Here is a 20,829-nt window from a genome sequence, read left to right as displayed (position 1 = left end):
AACTCACCTACGATGATCTTATTGAAATAAGATGCTAAACAGGGACAGTTGCTCTGGAATTATTTTTTATCTTCTATTGCTGATTTATTTTATTTCTTGCATTCAGCGCGAATTCACTTCACAAAACTGAATAGCCTTATTTTGACAATTCCAGTTCCGCTGAACATATCAGTTTACTAGGCTGCCCCAGCAGTAGCTCCATGTGAATTGTCGGAAAGCCCGATTCATCGCAGAATTCTTTGAGATAGAATCCTTGTTTTAACCAGAATTCATGGGCTCCCGCCAAAAAAGGATGGGTGTGTAAGTAAAGTCTTTCGACCGCTTTTTCCTTGGCCACCTTTGTTAATTGGCGAAAAAGTGCTGTTCCAAGTCCGGAACGACGGTAATCGGGGTCGACAAAAAGCCGCGCGACCTCGACAGTCTTCCGGGCGTCCAAATCTAGATGCGGAAAACGATAGTCATAAGCGAGCATACCGATCACACCAACCAGTTTTCCGCTCTTGTCCCTTGCCTGTAGAAATGTTCCAGTTTGTCCATCCAGATACAGCTGTTTAAAGTCCTGCAAATCCCTGGGTATCTTTTGCGGGTCAAGCATGGGAAACAGCTGTTTCCGAAATTCAATGACATAAGGTAACACCGTTTCCAGATCCTGAACAGTGACTGTACTTATTGCGATATTTCTGATTGAATCTGTCCTTTGCATGCCTATTTTATTCATACTATTTTCATTTTTAGCGTCTATACTGTCAAATGGATCTGTAACCTTTTTGGCCGATTGCTTACAATAGGTTAGAGCTTATTATGTATTCCATCCAGTTCAAGGGATTTTAGAGAAGCCCAGTCATGTGTATAAAGCATGGGTGCAAACATCCATTTCCCTTGGTTTTCCAAACTGATCAATGGCAACTCATAGGTCTGTTCCAATACTTTCCGAACCTGCTCCCTGTCCATCCCTTGTAGATCCACCAGTGTATTGTCCTGCATCAAATAAAAGTGGTCGCCAAAAAGATAGGCCATATTGGGGTCGTGCATAACACAGAGCACCGTTGTTCCCTCCTTGACCAGTTCTTTAGCAGTCTGCAAAACGGCAATCTGATAGTTCAGGTCAAGATGGTTTGTCGGTTCATCCAAAAGCAACAGATTAGGCTGTTGCACCAATACCCGACAAAGCAAGACCAGCTGCCGCTCCCCACCTGACAGGGAAGTATAAGATTTATCCTTTAAATGTGCGAGATTAAATTTCTCCAGGATTGCATCTACAGCCTCAAAATCTTCGCGGCGCGGCGAAAAGCGGGAGAACGATGCACGCCCTGTTAAAATAACATCTGCCACCTTAAAAGGGAAAGTTGTCTGATGAAACTGGTTTAAGAAACCCAGTTTAAGCGCATTTGATTTACCAACCTTCCAGTTTCTACGTTCTGTTTTACCGATTAATACCGATCCCTGATAGTGTTTCTCCAATCCGGCAATAACATTGAACAAGGTCGACTTACCACTACCATTCCGGCCCAGAATAACCGAAAGCTTTCCTTCTGGGAAGGACACATTGACGTCCCGCAAAATAGTATCCTTACCATAGGCAAAGGATAGGTTTTTGATATGGATGGATTTGCTCATGAGTTCCAGTTAATTTCGTTCCGGCGCATCAGATAGATAAAGAGTGGAGCGCCAATAATCATTGTAAATACCCCTATCGGAATTTCGAAAAGCATGACTGCACGGGAAAAATCGTCAATCAATAACAGGAATGTCCCACCGATACTGATATTCGCCCATACGACAATATTATTGTTGGGGCCAAAAATCATGCGGCTGATATGTGGAACAATGAGTCCAAATAAGCTGATCACGCCTACCGCAGCAACAGCTGATGCGGTGATCATGGTCGCAACCCCAATCATTACCAATTTCAAGAGTTTTGGATTCACCCCCACAGCAATTGCTTCCTGATCTCCCAATGCCAACAAATTCAATTTCCAACGCAATAAGATCAATATGATCAATCCGATCACTATCGGTAAAAAGGCGTTCTGCACTTTTGACCAGGAGGCGGTATGGAGATTTCCCATCGTCCACTGCACAATAGCCTGCAATTTATAAGGATCACTGATATATTGTAACAGGGTAAGCATCGCTGTAAATACCCCTGAAATAACCATTCCTGCCAAAACCATCCCAATGATGGATGTTTTTAAACCGGCATTGGATACAAAGTAAGTCAAGGCCACAGCACAGACACCAAAAAGAAATGCCGAAACATTGACGGACAAAAGTGGAAACAGCATGGCTAAGGCGGCACCGAAAGCAGCACCGGAAGATATTCCCAACGTAAATGGGTCTACTATAGGGTTTCGAAAAATAGCTTGTAAGGTCCCTCCAGATGAGGCAAGAGCGGCACCGACCATAAAGGTCAATAAAATCCGTGGCAAACGTACTTGCCACAAAATGGTATCCATGCTGCCCATCAATACCGTCGTATCATTTCCTTTATAAAGCCCTAATTCCAACCCTATACGCTGGCAGAGTTCAATAAAACCAATATGCTGACTTGAGCCGATCAATAATGAAAGCAGGAGCAGCACTAATGGCAATATAACCAACAATAAAAGCTTTTTTAATTGAAGTATCATTGCAGAAGCCCCGCTTTACCGTATAATTTGTCAAAAGCCATTGTCATATCCTGATCGAGTTGTTCCTTAGTATAACTCGGGAAACACCAATGCCGCACCTGTTTGGCAAAGAGCATAAATTTCACTGTATGTGGATCAAAAGGAAAAGACGGTGACATCACAAATACCTGTTTATTTTTTACGGCAGGCAGTGCGGCTAATTCTTTCAAATTGTAAACATCAGAACTTTTGGAATTCCATAGAATCATGAGATCGGGATTCCACTTGTAGATCGTTTCAGCCCCTACATTTGGTGCTTCCATTTCCAAGGGACAGGCATTTGCCGCCCCCGATAGACGAATAGCCATATCGATGAGGCTACCCTTCCCCGAGGTCGAAAGTACCCGTCCTTTTGACCAGGCGTAATACACTTTCTTTTGCGGCTGATCTAACGGAGTTGCCATTTTTTCAACCTCATCCCTGACAAATTTGACAATTTCCTCAGCCCGTGCTTTCTTGTCCAAAAGCGTTCCCATTCCGATTAATTCGTTAAAGATACTGGTTTCATCTTTCGATGAAAAAGTGAAGACGGGAATACCCAAATTTTCGAGTTGCGCAATATTATCCTGATCGGTATTAAATGTCAGGACAAGATCGGGATTCAGGCTTACGATGCTTTCCACATTGTTGGCCTGGCCTCCAAATGTTGGTGTAGCGATACTTTTCTGAACGATACGTGGGTCTAATTTCGATAAAAAAGCATAGGTATCTTCCATTTGATAGACTTGTTCTGGAATACCGACCAGCCGGTCACTGGCCTGTAGCATATACACCTCATCCACAAGGGAGGGATACAGGACAACAACACGTTTTGCAGGTTGCGCTAACGTAATTTCCTTGCCGCGGCTATCTAGGGCCTTCACTCCATTTTTATTTGCTTTGGACTGTTGGTTTTGGCAGCCTTGTAAACAGACCAACAAAACCAGGGACAATAGCAATGTATAGATACTAATTTTCATTGTTTCTCCTGTTCTTTAGCTGTTGGTGAATCCGATTTTCAGACAGCAATATCGCTTCTTCCAATTGGACAGACGCACCATATTTCGCCGCAATTTGTTCATAGAGTCGACCATCGTAGGGCAAACGGAGAGATTCGAGCTGATCGACCTGGAATATCGGTAGATGTCGATTACCGACGAAATAACCGAAATCTGCCAGCTGGAAAAAATCCGAGGGGTTAAACCTGATCGCCAGAGTCGGTTTGACCGTAACGATTGCCTGCAGTTCCCCATTGTGATACAGCGCATCTCCATGATGCCACTCCTGTCCCCGCTCCAGTTCCATCAGGATCGTATTGCCAGACAAGGTATTTCTGGTCAAACGGCGTTTATTAATTTCAAACCATTCGATGTGCACCCGATCTACCTGATCAATACTGGCTTGGGACTGGGGCACAATGGTATCTATCGTTACAGCCAATCTATTCATTGTTTATGGGTATATCATTCACGCTTTGTGCTTTAATCATCGTTCTAACCAATCGTTGATCACTATCGCGCATTTACTATTTCGCCGCAGCTACTTTCTGTTGTTCTTTTTTCAGTTGGACTTTCTCTTTCAACCAGTCACACCAGTTATCTAGGCCATCTCCATTCAAGGTACTGATCGTGATCACTTCCAGGTTTGGATTCACTTCACGTGCATCTTTTGTCACGGCTTCTACGGAGAAAGGTACATACGGTAACAAGTCTGCTTTTGAAACAAGCATCAATTCACTGGTCAGAAACATACGTGGGTATTTTTTGGGCTTATCATCTCCTTCGGTTGTCGCCAATAAGGTGACCCGATAGTCTTCCCCTAAATCAAAAGCGGAAGGACAAAGTAAATTTCCGACATTTTCGATAAATAACAAATCGATACCTTCGATATCGATGTGATCCAAGGCCTGCAAAATCATTTGCGCCTCGATATGGCACATACCGCCGGTAACAATCTGCAAAGCATTGATGCCAACATCACGCATGCGGATGGCATCACGTTCCGTTTCAGGGTCTCCCACTAACACGGCAATGTTTAGATCTTTGGAAAGACGCTTTCCAGTCTCTTGCATCAACGTTGTTTTACCAGACCCCGGAGAAGAACATACATTAACCACACATACATCTTTCAATCTGTCGCGGATACTTTTGGCGACAAAATCATTTGCCTTTAATAAATGTAAAGTTGTATTTTCACATTGAACCGAACCGACGCGGTTACCTAAGCTCTTAGGATTTTGAGTATTGTCTGACATGATAATTGATTTTTTAATCGTGTTTAAAAATTACTTTGGAAATATAGAGTTCATCTCCTTGAACAATTGTACTCGAAGGCTGCCCACAATCGCAGACAAATCGGTGAAAATGAACAGGAAAATTCTTCTGGCAGTGTTCACAATAGGCAATGATATCATTTACCACAACCTCCATTTCCATATTCCGGTAATGGGTGTTTTCAGTGATAAAAGCGTCAAAAGCATTTTGGATCAGCACAGGCTGCACATTGGACAATAGTCCTGCTGTCACCTGAATTTTCTGGATATCATCCACCCTAGTCTCGTAATGCGAGGTCAGGGTATCGAAGATATCCTTTACTATACTTAGCTCGTGCATGGGTATATTTTAAGAAATCAATAAAATAAATTTAGAAAAGAAATTACGACTTTTTCGTTCAGCTTCCGTCAAAACCGAAAGCCCAAAATTGTTAAAATGGGATTTTTATTTGCTCAAAAAGCAGGAACCGTGCGATGGGAATCGGTTCAATATCCAAAACATGTAGATAACGGTAGTCGTTTTGCAGCGTCGAAGGCAGTAATTCATGCCATAGTAAATCGACCATAGCCACCCAGCGATCCGTTAACCAATCCTGATTATTCTCAACATCCAGTTCTGCGATAGATTGCAGCGACGGATATAAGGGATGTAAATTCGGATTGTCTATTTTTTGAGGGGTCGAGGGTAGAAAGTTATCTTTATTCGATTCAGTTTTTAGGGAAGAAATGTTATGGTGAAAACTACCACTTTTCAGTACAACACTGTTTGCATTTAAACTTTTAAATGAAACAAACAGAACTGTAATTAGAAAAATAAAGTGCTTCCACATAACTGTAAACTAACAAAGTAACAAGTTTCCCTTTAAAAACAACACAAAGTTACTACCGATCAAACAACAAAAAGTAGCACAAATCTTGAATTTTATTTCACAAAATAGGAAAAGCCCAAAGAAAATTCCATAATTCTTCATATATTAAATTAAAATTTGGTTAAAGCTAGATTAAAATGATCTTAGAGGCATAAATTGACGATTTTGGCACAAAAAATTAAAACAGTTTTAAGCGATTATAACCATCGTCCCTGGCCTATACTAACTAGCCCTTGGCGTTACTATCAGGAATGGCTTGATTTACTTTTTTTACATTTTCAAGTCGATTATGAGCTACTCCGGCCATTAGTTCCGGCCGAATTGCAAATCGATCAGCACGAAAGTCTATGTTATGTATCTTTGGTTGCTTTCAAAATGAAAAATATCCGTCCCAGAAATTTGCCTGCATTCCCACCCATTTCGGACTTTTATGAGATCAATTTACGTACCTATATCGATCAGGATGGTAAAAAGGGTGTTTATTTTATCCATATTGAAGCAAGCAAATACTTATCCGCATTGGTCGCAAAAAAATTATCGGGTCTGCCTTACGAAAAGTCCACTATGTTGCGGGATACGCAAGGGTATCATAATCTTAACCCAGAAAGGGGCTTTAGGTTAAAAACGATCTTTGCCGTGACCGATAAGATTAAAATAAAATCCAGCCTTGATACCTGGCTTACCGAACGCTATTGCCTTTACCTGGACAAACCCGATGGAATATATTGTTTCGACATCCATCATCCGGAGTGGCCGTTGTTTTCAGTGCAATTGCAAGAATGTCAGTTGGACTATAAAACAGGAGGTATTCATCTCCATAATGAAAATATTAGACTTATACACTACTCCCCTGGCGTACAAGTACTGGCCTGGGACGCTGTAACGATCAAGCCCCACCAACCATAACAATAATACCTACATTCACGTTTTCTCGGCAAATTCATCTGCCAAAATGCAAAACCCCAGGAGAAAACTATACTTTCCCTTGGGAGAATCTTCCGTCCTCCGGGGGTGATTTGTTTTTTCCTTAAGGGAATCTTCCGTCCCCCGAGGGGAATTTGTTTTTTCCTTAAGGGAATCTTCCGTCCTCCAGGGGTGATTTGTTTTTTTCTTAAGGGAATCTTCCGTCCCCCGAGGGGAATTTGTTTTTTCCTTAAGGGAATCTTCCGCCTTCCGAGGGGAATTTGTCTTTTCCTTAGGGGAATCTTCCGCCCTCCGAGGGGAATTTGTTTTTTCCTTAAGGGAATCTTCCGTCCCCCGGGGGGAATTTGTTTTTTCCTTAAGGGAATCTTCCGCGCTCCGAGGGGAATTTGTTTTTTCCTTAAGGGAATCTTCCGTCCCCCAAGGGGAATTTGTTTTTTCCTTAAGGGAATCTTCCGTCCCCCGAGGGGAATTTGTTTTTACCCGAAATCTAGGACAGAGAAATCTGAGTAACAAACTATGGGATTAAAGACGATAGATCAAGTTTTTAGCAAAAAACAAATTGAAATTCAATAAAAAAATAGGGTAAAATTCCGCCAAAAAGTTTTTCGTGCCTCCTGAATTTTGGCGGAATTTTACCCCTACTATTATCCTTTAATTTTGTATACAACGCAAAAAAGGCCTATACGACTGATCATGTACAGGCCTTCATATTATTAATCGCTTGTCAGGCGTCGCTACTGTGCTTTGAGATTACATTAGCAAGCAGTGCTCCGTCCCGTTATCTGTGTAAATCAAAACGATCCAACTCCATCACTTTATTCCAGGCAGCGACAAAATCCTTAGCGAATTTTTCTTTCGCATCAGCACTACCGTAAACTTCAGCAACAGCTCTTAATTCAGCGTTAGAACCAAATACCAGGTCCGCGCGTCCAGCAATCCATTTCTTTGCGCCCGTTTTACGGTCTGTTCCTTCAAAGAGTTCCCTATCCTGCGAAACGGCTGTCCAGGCTGTTCCCATATCCAATAGATTCACAAAAAAATCATTGGTCAACTGTCCGGGGCGCTCGGTCATAACACCTGTTTGAGAACCGTCAAAATTAGCCTGCAATACACGCATTCCACCGATTAAAACGGTTAATTCTGGAACGGATAAGGTCAGTAATTGCGCTTTATCAATCAATAATGACTCTGTCGAAACCGTGTAAGCACCCTTTCGATAGTTTCTAAATCCGTCAGCAATAGGCTCTAGATAACCCATCGATTCTACATCAGTCTGCTCTTGGGAAGCATCCATGCGTCCAGGATTAAACGGAACTTTGAGGTCATGGCCGCCAGCTCTGGCTGCCTGTTCGATCGCTGCCACACCGGCAAGAACAATTAAATCAGCCAACGATACTTTTTTCCCTCCTTGTTGTTTACCATTAAAATCCTGTTGGATCTGCTCCAGCACTGTAAGTACCTTTTGCAATTGCGTCGGGTTATTAACCTGCCAGTATCGTTGTGGTGCCAAACGAATTCGAGCTCCATTTGCGCCACCGCGCATATCCGAACCGCGGAATGTAGATGCCGAAGCCCATGCTGTGGTCACGAGCTCCGCTGTGCTGAGACCTGACGCCAAAATAGCTGCTTTTAAATCCTCAATATCATTTGCGTCAACCAAGACATGGTCTACGGCAGGAATAGGGTCTTGCCATAGCAATTCTTCACTCGGCACTTCTGCCCCCAAATAACGTTCTCGTGGACCTAAATCACGGTGCGTTAATTTAAACCATGCACGCGAGAAAGCATCGGCAAAAGCATCCTGATCTTCATAGAATTTACGGGAAATCTTTTCGTAAACGGGATCAAAGCGCAAAGACAAATCCGTTGTCAACATCGTCGGCCTACGTTTTTTATTCGGATCAAAAGGATCAGGAACAGTAGCTTCCACTCCCTTGGCTACCCATTGATGAGCGCCTGCAGGACTTTTTGTAAGCTCCCATTCATTTTCAAAAAGGTTTTTAAAAAAGAGGTTTGTCCATTCTGTGGGTTTTTGGGTCCAGATCACTTCCAGGCCACTGGTAATCGCATCAGTACCTACTCCGGTACCATAGCTGCTTTTCCATCCGAGCCCTTGTTGTTCGATACCAGCAGCCTCTGGTTCCTTGCCGACATTGTCCGCAGGTCCGGCACCATGCGTCTTCCCAAAAGTATGTCCTCCGGCAATTAGGGCAACAGTTTCCTCATCATTCATTGCCATACGCCCGAAAGTATCTCTGATATCCTTTGCAGCTGCAATTGGGTCTGGATTTCCATCCGGCCCTTCCGGATTGACATAAATCAGCCCCATCTGTACCGCTGCCAAAGGTTTCTCAAGATTGCGGGAATGTTGTTTGCCATCTGCATCATCGTCCGCTGATAAAACACCATGCGACTCAACCACACCTTCAGAGCCATGCGCATAACGGACATCACCACCTAACCAGGTCTTTTCAGATCCCCAGTACACATCCTGTTCCGGTTCAAAAGCATCCACACGACCTCCTGAAAAGCCAAAGGTTTTAAATCCCATTGATTCCAACGCAACATTTCCCGTTAAGATCAATAAATCTGCCCACGAAATATGCTTACCATATTTTTGTTTGATCGGCCACAACAGTCGACGGGCCTTATCCAAGCTAACATTGTCCGGCCAACTATTTAAAGGAGCAAAGCGCTGCTGTCCGGATCCTGCACCGCCGCGGCCATCACTTACACGATAGGTTCCTGCACTATGCCAGGCCATCCGAATAAATAAGGGACCATAATGTCCAAAATCTGCTGGCCACCAATCCTGTGAATCTGTCATTAATGCATGTAAATCTCTTTTAACGGCCTCCAGATCCAACTGTTTGAAAGCTTCAGCATAATCAAAGCCTTCGTCCATAGGATTTGATTTTGTCGCATGCTGTCTCAAGAGATCAACACGAAGTCTATTTGGCCACCAATCTTGATTCTGAGTTCCCCCTCCCGCAACGGCGTTGCGCATCGTTCCATTGTGAAATGGGCATTTGCTAATGTCTTTTTCGTTGTTGTCCATATTAAAAGAAAGTTTAATTATATAATATCCTAAATGATCAAATTGTTTGATTCTTACTTTCATAAAATTAAACATATATGCGATCCCGAGCTCATCGAATGATTCGATATAATATAATCAAAATCTATAAATAGGATTACACACTATAAACAATCCCCAGTACAACTACCTTGATGTAATATTTACCTCCATCGTTCGCAACAATTAAAAAACAAAAAACACTCTTTTTTTATTCTATGAATAGAAAGAACTAATATTCATTTGTCATGGGGGAGTTATCCACATACCTAATCAGTGCATTTATCGGTATAAGTCTGGCCGCGGCAACCGGCTTCCGAATTTTTATGCCACTATTTTTATTAAGTTTAGGCTGTCGTCTCGAATTGTTTCAGGTGGGCAATGAATGGGCTTGGGCGGGTTCTAATTTGGTCCTGATTACGACAAGTATAGCAATGATTGTTGAAATTGCTGCTTACTACATCCCAGGTGTGGACAATATCCTGGACACAATTTCTATTCCCTTGGCAACGATTGCGGGAACATTACTATTTGCGGTCCAGTTTACCGATATTTCTCCGTTTTTCCGCTGGTCAACGGCCATTATTGCTGGCGGGGGAACTGCTGCAACAATTAGTACAGTACTGGCTGGTACTAGAGCCGCATCTTCCATCGGTACCGCGGGTCTTGGCAATTTTATTATTTCGACCATGGAGACCATTGGCTCCTCCGTCTTGACCATTCTGGCCATATTCGTTCCTTTTATGGCTATTTTGGTCGTTCTAGCACTATTTTATTTCTTCGGAAAATTTGGAAAAAAACAGCTACAAAAAAAACTCAAAAAAACATAAAAGAGGTCAATGCGCCCGCATCGACCTCTTTTGGAGTTGCTGTTTAGCTACTTATTGCCGATTATTTAGTCAATAATGACTTCTTGTGGTCTTTTCACCTTGTCAAGATCCTTAGGGAGAATGACTGTTAGTACACCATCTTCAAAACTGGCATGTACATTATCTGTAAGCACCTGTTCATTTAATTGAAATTCACGTTCAAACGCAGTGCCCAAATGCTCTTTATAGATATAAGCTGCCGCATCGTTGGCATTTTCTGTACAAGAAATCGTTAAGATTCCCTCATTTATACTGACCTGAAATTGCTCTTTCTTTCGGCCGGCGGCAAACACCTGCACTTCGTAGAACTCGGAATTTTCGGAAATATTCACAGGAACAAATTGCTGTCCTTCTCCGCGCTGCCCTGCTTCGCCTTCAAAAAAATGCTGTTGAAATTTTTCAAAACGGTCTTTGAAATGCTGACCGCAAAATCTATTTTGATTTGAATATCCGCTGGAATAATGATCTCTTTTAAACATGTCTTTATTTTTTTAGTAATGAATATTGTGTATTGAGTAATGAGCAGCCCAAAGGACTTCACTACTGTCTCTATTTATGTTATTTGGTTTTCTACCAGGTCCTGATTAGTACACCGGGACGATTGTCGCATTCTTATTCCGTTGTTGTTTGTATAAAGGAACGATTGCACTATTCGTCCTCGACGCACTGTACATTCCGGGGTGGATCGGAGCCTTGTCCATTTTAAATGAACGCATTTCTCTCCTACGCATTTTGGCCATTGCAAAGCTTCCTATTCCGAATAAAATCGTTGCAACCAACAACAGCTTAAAGATCGCTCCCATAATCAAGCTGGCTAAACCCACTATTAGCGTCAATGCAATCAAGCGGGGTAATATAAATCGAATTTTATTTTTCATTTTTTTTTAATTTAATTGTTCTTTAAACCCAAAATCTGTCAATCCACTTCTTGGTAATTCTATTCGTCATCCTTTATACTTCTCCTGTCGTCAATTTTTCAACCCAGTATAATTGTCTTATATCCCTAGTAACAGATCATCGCGTTCTGCCATTACCTTTAAAGTGCTTCTTCAGCTTTTGGCATAAAAAAAGGCGCCTTTATAGAAGAAGACGCCTGTACCAGGTTTTTACTTTAAAAAATTCTATTTTTTTTTCAGAATCCACATCGTCCATTGAAACGACGTTTCCATTCCTCCCGCAAGCGCTCCCTTTCCTCTTCTGAAAGATCTCCATGGCGGCCCATATCAGGGGGGAAATTTTTACGGAACCCGCCCCTTCCCGGCTTACCAAATCCACGTCCAAATAGAATACGTGATAGCACAAACAGACCAAATGCCTGCCAATAACTAATAGCTTTCAAATTGAAAATATCACACATCAATGTATTCCACAAATATTGTAATAAGGCTACCAGCAAGAAAACTCCAATGATAATGGCAACAAATACAAAAGCAAATTTGCCTTTTCCCTGTCTTCTCATTCTTCTATTCATAGCTATATTGTTAAAATTTTAATTCCTCGTATAAGTTCCGCAAACGTAAACGCAGATGTTTTACAGCATAACCCTTTCTGCTTATTATCGTTTTTAGATTTTCATTCTCCATATCGGCAATCTCCTGCAATGTTTTATCTTCAATTTCATTGAGCATAAAAACCCGACGTTGCTTTTCTGGCAATTCTTCCAGCGCTTTCATCAATTCATCCCAGAAAATATCTTTGAATAATTTGAGCTCCGGGTTGTTCGAATCATCAGCCAACAAAAACTGGCGTATCGGAAAAGCAGTGTCTACTTCCTCTCCATCCCCCACTAAATCATCAAGTGACTCATCTTTCTTCTTTCGATAACTATCTGTAATCTTGTTTCGCGTTACAGCGTACAACCATGCCCCAGCATTTTCCAGTTCGTCCATATTGGTCAAACGACTGAATTGATACCAGACCTCCTGCAAGATATCCTCGGCATCTTCCGTTTTTTTGACCTTTCCTTTTACAAAACGCAGCAATTGACTCCCATAAGTCTTGACGATGTCTGTAAATGATCTGGAGTTTTTTTCTGCCATATGATTTTGGTATGCAATGTCCATAGCCACATAGACGAACCAACAACGCTTTTACTCTAAATTATTTGCATCTGTATATTTTTTTTTCTGTGATGCAGCTATCAGATTTATTAATCGAGTGGATGTTTTAAGCGGCATTCATAAACTAGCTTCGCTCGGTTATTCACTCTCTCTGTGATTATTCATTCACAATTTGTTTTTTAGCGGTGTTCATGAACTCATTTACTCATGCTTCCGCTTATCCCGGACAACCTTTCCTTTGTCTGTAATAAAGATAAAACGATAATTTGGAAAATTTTGGATTAATTTTTTTCCTTCTTTTTCACCAAGTACCATAATGGAAGTGCTCAGCGCATTGGCTATTTCTGCCGACGGGCCATAGATTGTCACCGAAGTCAGTCCCGTAGCTGGGTATCCGCTGATGGGATTAATAATATGGGAATAACGTTTTCCATTGATTTCGGCATATTTTTCATAGCTGCCTGAGGTAGCGACTGCCATTTCATTTAGACGAAGAACCTGGACCATCTGATGCGATTTGAAGGGGTTGTTCACCCCAATCTTCCAGGGCTCACCATTTGGTTGGCTACCCCAGGTAGATAGATCCCCGGAAGCATTGACGATTCCGGCAGTGATTCCACGGGCTTTCATGATCTCCCGTCCCCGATCGGCGGCATAGCCCTTCCCGATCGAGCCAAAGCCAATCTTCATGCCCGGAAGTGCCAAGAAAATAGTCGAAGCAGCACTATCCAAAACAATATGTTTATAGCCAACTTTGGCAACCGAATTTCTGATCGCATCCTCAGAAGGCATTGTATCCATGCTGCCATCAAACTTCCATATTTTATCTAAAGCGACAATGCTAATATCAAAGGCTCCTTGTGAATTCCAGCTGTATTGAATTGCCCTTTTAGTCAGGTCAAATACTTCCCGATCAACTTTAACAGGTTTAATCCCGGCATTGCGGTTGACCTCCGAAATCTGCGTATATGGACGCCACTCCGAAATCAGGTTTTCGATACGTTCAATCTCTGCGATGACTTCGACAATATGCTGGTTGGCCTTTACGCTATCCTGATCAACTAGGGTGATCTCAAAAACAGAGCCCATAAGGGTCACCTGTTTTTTGAGCAATACCTGTGAAAAACCGTTAACGGCGGCTATCAACCAAAATACTGAAATCAGTAGATACTGCTTATAATAATCCATTACAAATTGTTATAACAAATAAAAATATAAGATTGTGAACCTTTTCAGGCAAAGTTCAAAATCAAAACCAAATAACGACTATGCTCTTCCAAGTGTCCAACAACACAACTGTTACAGGCGATTCTGCAGCATATCCTCATGCGATTACACACCATATAATTTGTTTCATACCCGAATCTAGTAGCAATCTGTCAGGATCTGACCATTTTCTTTGTAGATGCTGATCGATTTGCCTGTACTTACCAGCAGTATCTCGTTTAAAGTTGCTTCGACATCCTGTTGCATACGAAGTGAACCGCACAATAGGATACAGCCCTGCTGTTCGAGCAATTCGATAAAGTACGTACCGTCCTGACGGATCAGATCCATCACATACTGCCCCTGCTGTTCCCGTGAAAAGGCCAGCTGTACATCGTTCAGCTGTCCCAGTTTTTTTTGTACGTCGGTAAATTCCAGATATTGTGCTGTGATCTCATTGTTCTTGCGGAAGCCTGCATAGAGTTTGACGGGTATTTTATGCTGATTTTCCGCAATCATACCCAAAAACGGTGCAATACCGGTTCCATTTGCAATCAACGCCACAGCAGGTGCTGTCTTGGGAAAATGAAAACTTGGATTGGCCATGACACGCGCTTCCAGAACCTGATCAGCTTTTAGTTGATATAGAAATCCCGAGCCAAAACCATCAGGAAATAGCTTGACGACCAATTGAACCATTCCACCCTTGCATCCAATGGAATAAAAACGTTCCCGTTGATCCTGTGCCGGATAGATGGCCAACAAATCTCCGGACTGCACTTTCATTTTTCCAAGTGGCTTTAATAAAAGTGTAAAGGTACTGTTGCTCTCCGAAACTGTTGATCGGGCAATCACTTTAAATTTCTTCAATCCAACCACTTTGGAGCTGTATATCGCTGGAGCAGAAGCTAAGGCAATATTGGTATATTCACTCCAATGATGTACCCATGCAATCAGTTCATCAACACTTTTGTCATTGACCGTATGTGGGTCTATCAGTCGGGAGGCCCATGCTTGCTGACTGAGCAACTTGTCTATCGCATACGCATAGGCACAAAAATCAGGGTACGCTTTCGATCCAAAACCGAGAACAGAGAAATTAATCGACTGCTGCTGTGGATAGGCCAATAGCTTTTTCTCAAACTGAGTCGCATTGGAAGGCGCTGTTCCTAGACCATAGGTGGACGTAAACAGCAAAAGATGTTTTGCTTTTGGAAAATACTGATAGTGGTTCATCCCGAGCAAAAGTGATTTTTTACCATCAGCCAACAGCTGTTTGTGAATCTGATTGGCAAAAAACAAAGTACTCCCATTTTCAGTACCTACCAGAATAACAATTTCGGCGTCAGCTGCCTTATACTTATTCTTAATCTTTGTTCGTGTACGTTTGAAGGTAATGACAAAACCTGTATAAATAAAAAACACAATATTCAGTGATGCAAGCCCCAAAATGATGGCCCATATCATATTGGTTTTACCGGTGTGAAGATCGAGCGAAAATTGTTCTGCAAGTGCAGTAAAGGGATACTTGACTTCTTTATGTACGGCACCATTCAATTGATTTACTGTCAACTCCCGGTCTTTCAGTTTGAGGACATAATATTCGTCAGGATCTCCTTCCATAAAAGGGAACTCCACCTTCACGACATCGTTAAGTTTCGTTTTTTTAAAGATCGAAAAATCTGCTATCGCCAGCTCCTCGGTCTCATTTTCCTTCACCGGATATTCAACCGTTTGATTTGTCTTCTTTAACAGTTCGATTCGGACCATAAATAAATAGGTCCCTGTCAAAGCCAAAATTAAAATGGGTATCAGAAACAACCGCCCTGAAACAACATGAAAATACTGTGCGAAGAAATCCCGATTGATCTTAGCAAAGAAATGTCGAACGCCCTGTTGACGTTTGATAATCAACACCAAACCTGAGATAGTAATCAAAAATAGTAGAAAAGAAGCGATGCCGATAATAATTCGGCCTGTTACCTTTAAGAATAAGGAACGATGCAGTGCTGTAGTCCATTGAACAAACTGTGTTTTGTTCTTTTGTGCACCCAGATATTTGCCGGTTTGCGGGTCAATATACCCTTTTACAGTATTTCCCTCAGCATCTATGGCGTCAATGCTCACAAATTGATTGTGGTCGACCGAAATTTCAATAATTTCAGGATAAACCTTTCGCAGACCGGTAATGGTCTGCGAAAGATCCAAAGAACCTATATTCTCTATTCGATAGGGTGGCATTTTTTCATTGACGGCGTCAATGGCCAAAATTACTCCCGTGACCGATAATAATAGTAAAAAAACAGAAGAAACAAGAGCTAAGGCTAAATGTGCATACCTCCAGACAGATACCAACATTTTTTCTTATTGTACTTTATTTAATTTGACAAGCTTAATGTATCCCTTACCATTTGCTTTTTCAGTAATAGCCTCTTTTGTTAATGGGATTTCTACATCTGCAGTATGATATTTCTGTTCTTCTACAGCGGATTCAAAGCGAAGTTTATACCCTTTGTTGAATTTAGACTCATCAATTTCCAATGTACGCATCGCACGGTCACCTCCACCAACAGAAGCACCGGTCACTGCGCTCAGTTTTTCTTTGGTTTTAGCCTGAAATTTATACCACTCTTTCAATGTATTATACCATTGTTTATCTGGCCCCAATACAGCAAGTGTTTTTTCGTATGCTCCCTTCGGGTTTATGAGTGAAATAACGACATAAGCTCCTTCTCCTTGATAGGCGTTCATTTGGATCATACATTTATACTTACCCGTTTGGGCAAATGTGCTGACAGAAACTGCAGAAAACAAAAGTGTGATTAGCGCGATTTTAATTATAGTATTCATCTTATTATTTTAAAAAGTCCAACTGTACATTTCCTTTTGACAAAAAGTCATTTTCTTTAGCCAAATCGTATGCGGTTTCATCAAATTCGGTTTTCAGTTCTTTATTTGCTCCTAAAGCGACCAATCTCTTCAATAATGAATCGTCTTTCGCAATCAAAGCAGCTTTATGTAGTGCGGTGGTTCCGTCTTTATCCTGTGCATTGATATCTACCCCCAATTCGCTTGCTTTCTGAATGAGGTTTGTGCTTTCCTTAGCGACAGCAAGATGATAAAGTGTACTACCATTTTTCTGGGGTGCGACAACATCCAATCCACCAGCTTTAAGCACAGCTAATTTTTCTTTAAAATCATCTATGTACGAGCTATTGGATTGCGCTCCTTGTTGCGGACGTCCACCTTGTGGGGCTTCCTTAAAAGAATTAAACCAGTAAACGGCTAAGTTATTACCGTCTTTATCCAACAATTTGGTATCAGCACCGTTTTTAATTAAGAGTGCTGCGACCTCAGCTGTACCATTCCCCACTGCTTTGGTCAATGCGGATTCACCTTTCTCATTCACCGCATTCACATTTTTCGCTTTGGAGAGTAGCAGTTCCACTAATTTTGCGTCCTTGCCATTTGCCGCAACCATAAGGGCTGTATTGCCCTCGTTATCTGCTTTTGCAACATCAACCCCTTTTTCTAAAAAGTAATTGATCACCGCCATATCTGGGCGACGCACCAAGGCATGCAATAAAGTCGCACCGTCTTTATTAATGGCTTTAGGATCCAATTTTAGTTTCTCTACCAAATAGGTATACGTGTCCAAGCCATTTGAAACCTGTCTTGATCCTTGAGTAGCAAAAAATAATGCATTGTTTGTCGGTTTTACACCACGGGCAATAAACTTTTCGACCAAGGCCATGTTACCCAATTTTGCCGCATAATCTGTTACGGTACGCCCATACTCATCTTTATCTTGTATAGAAAGCCCCTTCTTGATAAAGTAATCTGTCAATGCAAGATCTTTATCAGCAGAAGCCGCCAACATCATTAACGTAGCTCCACCTTCATATTTTTGTTTAGGATCTACTCCAGCTTTAAATAAAGCCTCATAAACAGCGGTATTGGTATTTCCTGTCGACGCAGCATAGGCTACGATCGGGTAGCCATGACTATCCTGGTAGTTCACATCGGAACCTTTTGCAATGAGATAATCTACCAATTCAGCATTACCACTTGAAGTCGCCCAATGCAGATAACTCCGGCTATGGTGGGTTTTCTTAGTGACACTATTTCCTTCTTGTTCGATCATGAATTTGACAACATCAGTCGGGGCTCCATTTAGGATTGCCATCGTTACAGGATCAAAAGATGCCGCATTTGGTTGTGAAGGACTATTTCCTTTTGTAATCTCTTCCTTAACGGTAGCCAAAGTAGGTTTACCTTTCCAAAACTCACCATTCATCAATGAATTTGTCTGTGCCTGGGCATAAGATGCCGCTAAAAGTAAAGCTGCTAAAAGTGTCTTTTTCATTAGAACGTATTTTTATTAATAATGAAGTCATCATGAACAATCGCTATCCCCTACCTTTTTGTGAATATCGTATGGCTCTTGCTAACCTCAGCTGGATTTAAATATTAAACCGAAGAACTAATATCTTATTTAAATTAATTCTAAATTACTGCAAATCTAAAAAATATTCTGATACTAAAAAATTAATACGGGCGAAATTTGCTTGGTATGCGTCACTTTGCTTTTTTATCCAAACGATAAACTCCACTTGCAAATCCAACAAAATTGTCTTAGTTTACGCTAACACTAAGGAAGCAACATCATGAATATGGTATCGTCCAATCTTTTTTCAATACGTTCTTTTGAAGGTAAACCAGCCCATAAACTCTTCTATACTATATTTAAACCTGAGAACCAAAAGGTACTAGGAACAATATTGATTGTTCATGGCATGCAGGAACATAGTGGGCGCTATCAAATGCTTACCGATCATCTGGCTAACCGTGGTTTTGCTGTACTCCTTTATGATCAGTTGGGGCATGGGAAAACGGCCGTGAATGCGGAAGGGTTGGGGTATTTTCAACAATCTGATCCAGCGGAACAACTTGTGCAGGACGCGTTAACAATGAGTACTGTATTACAACAAAGCTACCCCGATCAACCGCATTTTATCTTGGGCCATTCCATGGGATCTTTTGTGACCCGATGTGCCTTACAACTGGCGGGAGATCGTTTTAAAGGGGCCATAATCGTGGGGACGGGCGGAAGACAAAAGGGATCCACAGCTTTTCGTACGCTATTGGCTGTACTGAATTCCCTTGCCCCCAAAAAACGCAGTAAATTAATCAACGGTATATTTGACAGGCGTAATAATGCCGGATTTAAGAATGAACCCAACCAAAACAATAGCAATTGGCTAAGTGTCGACAAAGCGAATCGCATGGCTTTTATTGAAGATCCCCTATGCGGTGGTTTGTTTACCAACAATGGTTTTTATACGGTATTGAGTCTATCGCTACGCGCGACAGACAAAGAGCTGACAAAACGCATCCCAAAGGGTTTACCCCTATTGTTTATTAGCGGACAAGATGACCCTATTGGTGACTTCGGGAAGGGAGTAGAAGATACTGTCGCCCAATTGAATACGCAGGGTCAGTCCGATATTACTTTAAAACTATATAAAGGCATGCGTCACGAAATACTCAACGAAGACTGCAGGGAAGATGTCTTTCAATTCATTGATCAATGGCTAGAGCAGCATCTAAGCTAATTGTAGCCAAGTATTTGGGCTAAACAATTGCTGTAACTCTAGCATCTCATCTAGTAGAGATAAAATAGCCCTTAGCAGTAGTAGTAATCCAATTTCCGTCAAGATGTTAATCAAAACTATTTAAAGACAGGTGCGACCTTTTCCACAACGCTACTTGTCTCCCACTCAATCGTAGGCCAATCTTCTTTCCAGATTACCCTATCCAGCAATAGCATGCGGCGATTTCCCCCGGTAGAAACACGTGGCCTTTTGGGGTCTATGGCATGATAAAGCAACCAATCGTTGCCTTGATCATCGGTTATAATCCGGGAAGTATGCCCTGTGCCCACAAATTTATCATTTCCTTTCAGTAATAATGTTCCGCTTCCTCTTTGTGTCAAATCACGGCCTTCCTGATCCAGATAAGGGCCCTGCAATTTTTTTGATCGGCCAACGAGGACATGATAAGTACTTTTTTCGCCTTCGCAACACGATCCTTTTGAACCGATAAAGTAATAATAGCCTTTTCTCTTATGGATGACCACAGCTTCAAAATCACCAGCTGCAACCTTAAATTTCTTTTTAAGATCGGGGATTTGCGTTCCATCATTATTTAAAGGAATACCAAAAGTCCCCTGCGTAGTGGCATCGCTAAAACTTCCCCAGAAGAGGTAGTTCCGGTTATTTTCCCTGAAAAAATAGGGGTCTATCGAATTGGGTACATCGATCGATTTACTATCGAACAGTTTGCCCTGATCCACGAATGGCCCCTCAGGTTTGTCCGCTAGGGCCACCCCAATACCGGGATTAGGATCGCCCCAAGTGGAGTAAGCATAGTACATTATATATTTCCCATTCAATAACACCACATCTGGCGCCCAGATCCCACCTTCCGGCTTCCAGTTGGGCTTGGCTGAAAATGCCGTTCCGATCCAGGTCCAATGTACTAGATCTTTTGACTGCAAAATAGAAACTAAACGCTGTCCCTTGCCATCGCCCCAATTATCAGCTGTTCCATAAGCATAAAATAATTTATTCTTTGGATTACGTACCACTGTAGGGTCTGCGAGTATCGGTTCAAAGACAGGATTTATATACGTTGTGTTTTTTACGGAAGACCGCGTGGTCTGAACAGGTTGTGTAACTGAACCTGAAGAACTTCTACAGGAGTTCAACAGGCTCAGGATTACCACTACGCCACTCCAATATTTTAACGAGTTCGACTGCAACATTTTATCAATTTTATGTTATCCAGATGCTTTCCTATCCTTGTATCCGAAAAAATTATATGAAAGCCGTCACAATTTCCAT

Annotated in this window: 22 protein-coding genes; 3 read left to right on the top strand and 19 right to left on the bottom strand. The window is 41.8% G+C overall.

Features of this window, described 5'->3' with window-relative positions:
* Nucleotides 1–136: 136 nt before the first annotated feature.
* The 8 genes from G6053_RS09120 to G6053_RS09085 form a co-directional block, all read right to left on the bottom strand.
* On the bottom strand, nt 137–718 hold the full coding sequence (locus tag G6053_RS09120) for a GNAT family N-acetyltransferase (protein ID WP_241254963.1): 582 nt from the start codon (nt 716–718) through the stop codon (nt 137–139).
* Nucleotides 719–789: 71 nt separating this feature from the next.
* Nucleotides 790–1,617 carry an ABC transporter ATP-binding protein gene (locus tag G6053_RS09115; protein WP_165306248.1) on the bottom strand — a complete coding sequence of 276 codons (828 nt, stop codon included), beginning with the start codon at nt 1,615–1,617 and terminating at the stop codon, nt 790–792.
* Nucleotides 1,614–2,630 carry an iron ABC transporter permease gene (locus tag G6053_RS09110; RefSeq protein WP_165306247.1) on the bottom strand — a complete coding sequence of 339 codons (1,017 nt, stop codon included), beginning with the start codon at nt 2,628–2,630 and terminating at the stop codon, nt 1,614–1,616. Before G6053_RS09110 ends, G6053_RS09115 begins: the two co-directional genes overlap by 4 nt.
* Nucleotides 2,627–3,628 (bottom strand): ABC transporter substrate-binding protein, encoded by a 1,002-nt coding sequence (locus G6053_RS09105; protein ID WP_108632389.1) that lies wholly within the window; start codon nt 3,626–3,628, stop codon nt 2,627–2,629. The genes G6053_RS09110 and G6053_RS09105 overlap by 4 nt, the downstream gene beginning before the upstream one ends.
* Entirely contained in the window at nt 3,618–4,097 is a 480-nt protein-coding gene (locus tag G6053_RS09100; RefSeq protein WP_165306246.1) for an urease accessory protein UreE, read from the bottom strand. Before G6053_RS09100 ends, G6053_RS09105 begins: the two co-directional genes overlap by 11 nt.
* Nucleotides 4,098–4,173: 76 nt before the next feature.
* On the bottom strand, nt 4,174–4,902 hold the full coding sequence (gene hypB / locus G6053_RS09095) for a hydrogenase nickel incorporation protein HypB (RefSeq protein WP_165306245.1): 729 nt from the start codon (nt 4,900–4,902) through the stop codon (nt 4,174–4,176).
* Between the two features lie 13 nt (nt 4,903–4,915).
* Nucleotides 4,916–5,260 carry a hydrogenase maturation nickel metallochaperone HypA gene (locus G6053_RS09090; protein ID WP_165306244.1) on the bottom strand — a complete coding sequence of 115 codons (345 nt, stop codon included), beginning with the start codon at nt 5,258–5,260 and terminating at the stop codon, nt 4,916–4,918.
* A gap of 91 nt (nt 5,261–5,351) precedes the next feature.
* A complete protein-coding gene (locus G6053_RS09085) occupies nt 5,352–5,750 on the bottom strand; it encodes a hypothetical protein (protein WP_165306243.1) in 399 nt (132 codons plus the stop codon).
* Nucleotides 5,751–5,954: 204 nt separating this feature from the next.
* On the opposite strand from G6053_RS09085, the gene G6053_RS09080 reads away from it, so the two are divergent.
* Nucleotides 5,955–6,695, top strand: a complete 741-nt coding sequence (locus tag G6053_RS09080; protein ID WP_206531910.1) for a DUF2071 domain-containing protein — start codon at nt 5,955–5,957, stop codon at nt 6,693–6,695.
* A 15-nt stretch (nt 6,696–6,710) separates the two neighbouring features.
* On the opposite strand, the gene G6053_RS09075 is transcribed toward G6053_RS09080, so the two are convergent.
* Both G6053_RS09075 and katG read right to left on the bottom strand, forming a co-directional pair.
* On the bottom strand, nt 6,711–7,226 hold the full coding sequence (locus G6053_RS09075; RefSeq protein WP_165306242.1) for a hypothetical protein: 516 nt from the start codon (nt 7,224–7,226) through the stop codon (nt 6,711–6,713).
* A gap of 265 nt (nt 7,227–7,491) precedes the next feature.
* On the bottom strand, nt 7,492–9,771 hold the full coding sequence (gene katG, locus G6053_RS09070; protein WP_165309601.1) for a catalase/peroxidase HPI: 2,280 nt from the start codon (nt 9,769–9,771) through the stop codon (nt 7,492–7,494).
* Nucleotides 9,772–10,037: 266 nt separating this feature from the next.
* Here katG and G6053_RS09065 point away from each other — a divergent pair, with 266 nt between their 5' ends.
* Entirely contained in the window at nt 10,038–10,619 is a 582-nt protein-coding gene (locus G6053_RS09065) for a DUF4126 domain-containing protein (protein ID WP_108632395.1), read from the top strand.
* 65 nt (nt 10,620–10,684) lie between these two features.
* Here the strand turns inward: G6053_RS09065 and G6053_RS09060 are convergent, their stop codons facing one another.
* From G6053_RS09060 to G6053_RS09025, 8 genes are all read right to left on the bottom strand, one after another.
* On the bottom strand, nt 10,685–11,137 hold the full coding sequence (locus G6053_RS09060) for an Hsp20/alpha crystallin family protein (protein WP_165306241.1): 453 nt from the start codon (nt 11,135–11,137) through the stop codon (nt 10,685–10,687).
* Between the two features lie 105 nt (nt 11,138–11,242).
* Nucleotides 11,243–11,536 (bottom strand): hypothetical protein, encoded by a 294-nt coding sequence (locus tag G6053_RS09055; protein WP_165306240.1) that lies wholly within the window; start codon nt 11,534–11,536, stop codon nt 11,243–11,245.
* A 254-nt stretch (nt 11,537–11,790) separates the two neighbouring features.
* Nucleotides 11,791–12,129 carry a hypothetical protein gene (locus tag G6053_RS09050; RefSeq protein ID WP_165306239.1) on the bottom strand — a complete coding sequence of 113 codons (339 nt, stop codon included), beginning with the start codon at nt 12,127–12,129 and terminating at the stop codon, nt 11,791–11,793.
* Between the two features lie 10 nt (nt 12,130–12,139).
* Complete coding sequence (locus G6053_RS09045) at nt 12,140–12,697, bottom strand: RNA polymerase sigma factor (protein WP_206531909.1); 558 nt, start codon at nt 12,695–12,697, stop codon at nt 12,140–12,142.
* Between the two features lie 222 nt (nt 12,698–12,919).
* Nucleotides 12,920–13,906, bottom strand: a complete 987-nt coding sequence (locus G6053_RS09040) for an FAD:protein FMN transferase (RefSeq protein ID WP_206531908.1) — start codon at nt 13,904–13,906, stop codon at nt 12,920–12,922.
* Nucleotides 13,907–14,083: 177 nt separating this feature from the next.
* A complete protein-coding gene (locus G6053_RS09035) occupies nt 14,084–16,282 on the bottom strand; it encodes a PepSY domain-containing protein (protein WP_165306237.1) in 2,199 nt (732 codons plus the stop codon).
* 6 nt (nt 16,283–16,288) lie between these two features.
* Complete coding sequence (locus tag G6053_RS09030) at nt 16,289–16,774, bottom strand: DUF2271 domain-containing protein (protein ID WP_165306236.1); 486 nt, start codon at nt 16,772–16,774, stop codon at nt 16,289–16,291.
* A gap of 4 nt (nt 16,775–16,778) precedes the next feature.
* Nucleotides 16,779–18,290, bottom strand: a complete 1,512-nt coding sequence (locus tag G6053_RS09025; RefSeq protein WP_165306235.1) for an ankyrin repeat domain-containing protein — start codon at nt 18,288–18,290, stop codon at nt 16,779–16,781.
* Nucleotides 18,291–18,591: 301 nt separating this feature from the next.
* On the opposite strand from G6053_RS09025, the gene G6053_RS09020 reads away from it, so the two are divergent.
* The gene (locus G6053_RS09020) at nt 18,592–19,539 is read left to right on the top strand and encodes an alpha/beta fold hydrolase (RefSeq protein WP_206531907.1); all 948 of its coding nucleotides are present in this window, start codon (nt 18,592–18,594) and stop codon (nt 19,537–19,539) included.
* A 116-nt stretch (nt 19,540–19,655) separates the two neighbouring features.
* Here the strand turns inward: G6053_RS09020 and G6053_RS09015 are convergent, their stop codons facing one another.
* Nucleotides 19,656–20,750: a family 43 glycosylhydrolase gene (locus G6053_RS09015; RefSeq protein WP_108632404.1), complete on the bottom strand. Its 1,095-nt coding sequence runs from the start codon at nt 20,748–20,750 to the stop codon at nt 19,656–19,658.
* Nucleotides 20,751–20,829 lie beyond the last annotated feature (79 nt).

It is taken from the genome of Sphingobacterium sp. DR205 (genome assembly GCF_011064245.1).
Classification (GTDB): Bacteria; Bacteroidota; Bacteroidia; order Sphingobacteriales; family Sphingobacteriaceae; genus Sphingobacterium; species Sphingobacterium athyrii.
This window is presented reverse-complemented; position numbering and strand designations above follow the sequence as displayed.

Bases quoted from the DNA above. Each gene is read 5' to 3' on its own strand.
- G6053_RS09090 (WP_165306244.1), bottom strand. From the start codon at position 5,260: ATGCACGAGCTAAGTATAGTAAAGGATATCTTCGATACCCTGACCTCG.
- G6053_RS09045 (WP_206531909.1), bottom strand. From the start codon at position 12,697: ATGGCAGAAAAAAACTCCAGATCATTTACAGACATCGTCAAGACTTAT.
- G6053_RS09060 (WP_165306241.1), bottom strand. From the start codon at position 11,137: ATGTTTAAAAGAGATCATTATTCCAGCGGATATTCAAATCAAAATAGA.
- hypB (WP_165306245.1), bottom strand. From the start codon at position 4,902: ATGTCAGACAATACTCAAAATCCTAAGAGCTTAGGTAACCGCGTCGGT.
- G6053_RS09055 (WP_165306240.1), bottom strand. From the start codon at position 11,536: ATGAAAAATAAAATTCGATTTATATTACCCCGCTTGATTGCATTGACG.
- G6053_RS09020 (WP_206531907.1), top strand. From the start codon at position 18,592: ATGAATATGGTATCGTCCAATCTTTTTTCAATACGTTCTTTTGAAGGT.
- G6053_RS09030 (WP_165306236.1), bottom strand. From the start codon at position 16,774: ATGAATACTATAATTAAAATCGCGCTAATCACACTTTTGTTTTCTGCA.
- G6053_RS09085 (WP_165306243.1), bottom strand. From the start codon at position 5,750: ATGTGGAAGCACTTTATTTTTCTAATTACAGTTCTGTTTGTTTCATTT.
- G6053_RS09025 (WP_165306235.1), bottom strand. From the start codon at position 18,290: ATGAAAAAGACACTTTTAGCAGCTTTACTTTTAGCGGCATCTTATGCC.
- G6053_RS09105 (WP_108632389.1), bottom strand. From the start codon at position 3,628: ATGAAAATTAGTATCTATACATTGCTATTGTCCCTGGTTTTGTTGGTC.
- G6053_RS09115 (WP_165306248.1), bottom strand. From the start codon at position 1,617: ATGAGCAAATCCATCCATATCAAAAACCTATCCTTTGCCTATGGTAAG.
- G6053_RS09110 (WP_165306247.1), bottom strand. From the start codon at position 2,630: ATGATACTTCAATTAAAAAAGCTTTTATTGTTGGTTATATTGCCATTA.
- katG (WP_165309601.1), bottom strand. From the start codon at position 9,771: ATGGACAACAACGAAAAAGACATTAGCAAATGCCCATTTCACAATGGA.
- G6053_RS09120 (WP_241254963.1), bottom strand. From the start codon at position 718: ATGAATAAAATAGGCATGCAAAGGACAGATTCAATCAGAAATATCGCA.
- G6053_RS09050 (WP_165306239.1), bottom strand. From the start codon at position 12,129: ATGAATAGAAGAATGAGAAGACAGGGAAAAGGCAAATTTGCTTTTGTA.
- G6053_RS09015 (WP_108632404.1), bottom strand. From the start codon at position 20,750: ATGTTGCAGTCGAACTCGTTAAAATATTGGAGTGGCGTAGTGGTAATC.
- G6053_RS09100 (WP_165306246.1), bottom strand. From the start codon at position 4,097: ATGAATAGATTGGCTGTAACGATAGATACCATTGTGCCCCAGTCCCAA.
- G6053_RS09065 (WP_108632395.1), top strand. From the start codon at position 10,038: ATGGGGGAGTTATCCACATACCTAATCAGTGCATTTATCGGTATAAGT.
- G6053_RS09040 (WP_206531908.1), bottom strand. From the start codon at position 13,906: ATGGATTATTATAAGCAGTATCTACTGATTTCAGTATTTTGGTTGATA.
- G6053_RS09035 (WP_165306237.1), bottom strand. From the start codon at position 16,282: ATGTTGGTATCTGTCTGGAGGTATGCACATTTAGCCTTAGCTCTTGTT.